Origin of the sequence: Dietzia maris (assembly GCF_014144855.1) — a bacterium.
Classification (GTDB): domain Bacteria; phylum Actinomycetota; class Actinomycetes; order Mycobacteriales; family Mycobacteriaceae; genus Dietzia; species Dietzia kunjamensis.
Map to the genome: position 1 here is coordinate 1 of NZ_JAALDN010000310.1, position 3830 is coordinate 3830.

Genomic DNA, 3830 nt, shown 5'->3' on the forward strand with positions numbered 1-3830 from the left:
GAGGACCTGGCCCGGGCCCGTGTCGGCGACACCGTTGACGGTGGCGGGGCCACCCTCGTTGAGGCCGTTGTACCCGAGGACGGTGGTACCGCGACGGCCGTTGTTGACGTTGATCCAGTCGACGGTCATGGGCTGGGCCTGCTGGGCCGCGACACCCTCGGTGCCCAGGGCGGTGAAGATGAAGCCGAGATGGCCGGGGGCGATGCCGGGCAGCGGCAGATCGGCCGGGCCGGGCACGGCGGTCGCGGCACCGACGGCGGTCTGCTCACCGCCGATGCACTGCTGCATGATCGTGGGGTAGGCGAACTGCGCGATGACCGGGCCGTTCTCGGGAATCGGGGTGCCGGGTTCGCCGGTGCCGCGGAAGAACCCGACGGCGCGGGCGATGGTGCCCCGGGTCTCCTCGGGGATCCACTGCTGCTCGGCGAGGTTCTCGATCGCCTGGAGCACGGGCTCGGTCGGGCGTCCCAGTTCGTCGAGCGACTGCGCGCTGGCGGTGGCGGGTGCGGCGAGACCGACCGCGACGGCGGCGACGGCCCCGAGACCGATGGTCCGGAACGAGGTCCTGAGCGAGTGGCGGATCACTGGCGAGTCCATTCTTCGGATGGGGCGGGCGGACCGGCGGACGGGCCGACCGGTCGACCGCTAGATATTCTCATAAGTGTCCCGAGTCACGGGCACCGGGAGTCGGGCAGACGCGCGTTCTGGTGCTGATGTTACAGAAGTTATACGTGATGTAAATAACACAGGGCGTCCGCACTGTCGGGGTGGTCTCAGGATGGGGGAATCGTCCGGATCAGCGGGTAAAGTAGATCCGCACGCGCGCTCGACCGGACGCGCCTGTGGATCGCGGCTGACTAGCGCCGTCGATTCCCACCACCAGCCCGGCGGCCCACGAGCCGCCCCGGGCGCCCGTAAGCCTCCGAGGGAGAACCCAGCGTATGGCCTTGACCGAGTTCCGCAACGTCGCAATCGTCGCCCACGTCGACCACGGGAAGACGACACTCGTCGACGCGATGCTGCGCCAGTCCGGCGCGTTCGACGAACGCGCGGAGCTCGTGGACCGGGTCATGGACTCGGGCGACCTCGAGCGTGAGAAGGGCATCACGATCCTCGCCAAGAACACCTCCGTGCGACGACACGGCGCGGGTGCGGGTGGCGCCGACCTCGTCTTCAACATCATCGACACCCCGGGCCACGCGGACTTCGGCGGCGAGGTCGAGCGTGGCCTGAACATGGTGGACGGCGTCGTCCTGCTCATCGACTCCTCCGAGGGGCCGCTGCCGCAGACCCGCTTCGTGTTGCGCAAGGCGCTCGCCGCCTCCCTGCCGGTCATCATCGTCGTCAACAAGACCGACCGGCCGGACGCCCGGATCGACGAGGTCGTCGAGGAGGCCCAGGACCTGCTCCTCGATCTCGCGGCCGATCTGGAGGACCCCGCCGCCCAGGCCGCCGCCGAGCACGCGCTCGAGCTGCCCGTGGTCTTCGCCTCCGGCCGCGCCGGCAAGGCGTCCACCACCCAGCCGGCCAACGGCCAGGAGCCGGAGGGGGAGAACCTCGACGAGCTGTTCGCGCTCCTCTACGACGTGATCCCCGCCCCCCGCGGAGACGCCGACGCCCCGCTTCAGGCCCACGTCACCAACCTGGACGCCTCCAACTTCCTCGGCCGTATCGGTCTGGTGCGCATCCACAACGGCCGGCTGCGCAAGGGGCAGCAGGTCGCGTGGATCCACAACCTGCCGGGCGGCGAGCAGGAGACCAAGTCCGTCAAGATCTCGGAGCTGCTCAAGACCGACGGTGTCGAGCGGGTGCCCACCGAGGAGGCCGTCGCCGGCGACATCGTCGCGGTCGCCGGTATCAGCGACATCATGATCGGTGACACGCTGGCGGATCCGGAGAACCCGGTCGCCCTCCCGGCCATCACGGTCGACGAGCCCGCCATCTCCATGACCATCGGCGTCAACACCTCGCCCCTGGCCGGCCGGAACGGCGGCAAGAAGCTCACCGCGCGCATGGTCAAGGCGCGCCTCGACCAGGAACTCGTGGGCAACGTCTCACTCAAGGTGCTCGACACCGAGCGGCCCGACGACTGGGAGGTGCAGGGTCGTGGCGAGATGGCGCTGTCCATCCTCGTCGAGACCATGCGCCGCGAGGGGTTCGAGCTCACCGTCGGCAAGCCGCAGGTGGTCACCAAGACGATCGACGGCAAGCTCCACGAGCCGTTCGAGCACATGACCATCGACGTCCCCGAGGAGCACCTCGGCGCGGTCACCCAGCTCATGGCCGCCCGCAAGGGCCGCATGGAGCAGATGAGCAATCACGGCTCCGGCTGGGTGCGCATGGAGTTCACCGTCCCCGCGCGCGGCCTCATCGGTTTCCGGACCACCTTCATGACCGATACCCGGGGTGCGGGGATCGCCAACTCGTACTCCGCCGGGTACGAGCCGTGGGCCGGGGAGATCCGGGCCCGGCACACCGGTTCGCTGGTCGCGGACCGTGCGGGCAAGGCGACCACGTTCGCGCTGCTCGGGTTGGCCGACCGCGGTGACTTCTTCATCGAGCCCGGCTCCGAGGTCTACGAGGGTGTCGTCGTGGGGGAGAACCCGCGCTCGGAGGACATGGACGTCAACATCACCAAGGAGAAGAAGCTCACGAACATGCGTGCGGCCTCCTCCGACGCCACCGAGACGCTGTCCAAGCACAAGAACCTCTCCCTCGAGGAGGCCATGGAGTTCTGTGCCGTCGACGAGTGTGTCGAGGTGGCCCCCGAGGTGGTCCGTGTGCGCAAGGTCCTGCTCACCGCCAACGAGCGGGCCAAGGCCCGCAGCCGGTCCAAGTCGCGCGACCAGCAGACGGTCGGCTAGACCGGAAACAGATGACGACGAGGGGGGCGTCGGTGCGCCGGCGGGGTGCCGCCGCGGTGTGCGCCGCGCTGGCCCTCGTCGTCGTCACCGGGTGCGTCGCCGACCCGCCCCCACCGGCGGTGGTGGGCGAGGAGCGCACCGACGGCGCGTCGGTCACCCTCACGGAGGACGGTCTCCTGCTCGCGCTGAACCGGGTGGACCCGGGGTTCAACCCGCACCTCCTGGCCGACCAGGGGGTGGACACCGACCTCGTGGCCTCGCTGCTGCTGCCCAGCGCGTTCGACCCGGGCCCCGGTGGCGAACAGACGCTCAACCGGGATCTCCTGGTCTCCGCCGCGCGGGTCCCCGGGGCCCCCTCGACCATCCGGTACACGATCGATCAGCAGGCTCAATGGTCTGACGGTGTCCCCGTCGCGGCGGAGGACTTCGAGTACCTCTGGCGGCAGATGACCACCCAGCCCGGCGTGGTCGATCCGGCCGGGTACGAGAGGATCGTGGAGGTCCGTTCCGGTGCGGGCGGCAAGGTCGTCGACGTGGAGTTCGACGTCGTGCCGGAGCACTGGCGGGGCCTGTTCACCCACCTCCTCCCCGCGCACATCCTCAAGGGTGCGCCCGACGGGTTCCAGGGCTCGATGCAGTTCCTGCCCGTGACGAGCGCGGGTCCGTTCATGATCCGCACGGCCGACATCGGCCGGGGGCAGATCGAATTCGTGCGCAACGACCGGTACTGGGCCCGCGCGCCCGAGGTCGACCAGATCGTCGTGCGACGCGCCACCGGAGCCGGCCAGCTCGGCGAGGCGCTGAGGGGCGGTCCCGGGGTGATGGCGATCGTCTCGGCGAACCCGGTGGCGGCAGACGTGGCCGCCACGGTCCCGGGAGTGACCACCGCGCCCCTGGAGAGCGCGGCCCAGCTCGAACTCGGGCTGAACACGGTCGCGCCGGCGGTGGCCGATCCGGCGGTCCGTC

General features: G+C 70.2%; 3 protein-coding genes. 2 read left to right on the plus strand and 1 reads right to left on the minus strand.

What is annotated here, in order from left to right; translation table 11 throughout:
* Positions 1-597 (minus strand): Rv1157c family protein (locus G6024_RS10600; protein ID WP_194307377.1); only part of this gene is annotated, 597 nt, incomplete at its 3' end.
* A 344-nt stretch (positions 598-941) separates the two neighbouring features.
* On the opposite strand from G6024_RS10600, the gene typA reads away from it, so the two are divergent.
* Positions 942-2864 (plus strand): translational GTPase TypA, encoded by a 1923-nt coding sequence (gene typA / locus G6024_RS10605; RefSeq protein ID WP_067718464.1) that lies wholly within the window; start codon positions 942-944, stop codon positions 2862-2864.
* Between the two features lie 11 nt (positions 2865-2875).
* Positions 2876-3830, plus strand: a 955-nt coding sequence (locus G6024_RS10610) for an ABC transporter substrate-binding protein (RefSeq protein ID WP_235027860.1), incomplete at its 3' end; no start/stop codon positions are given.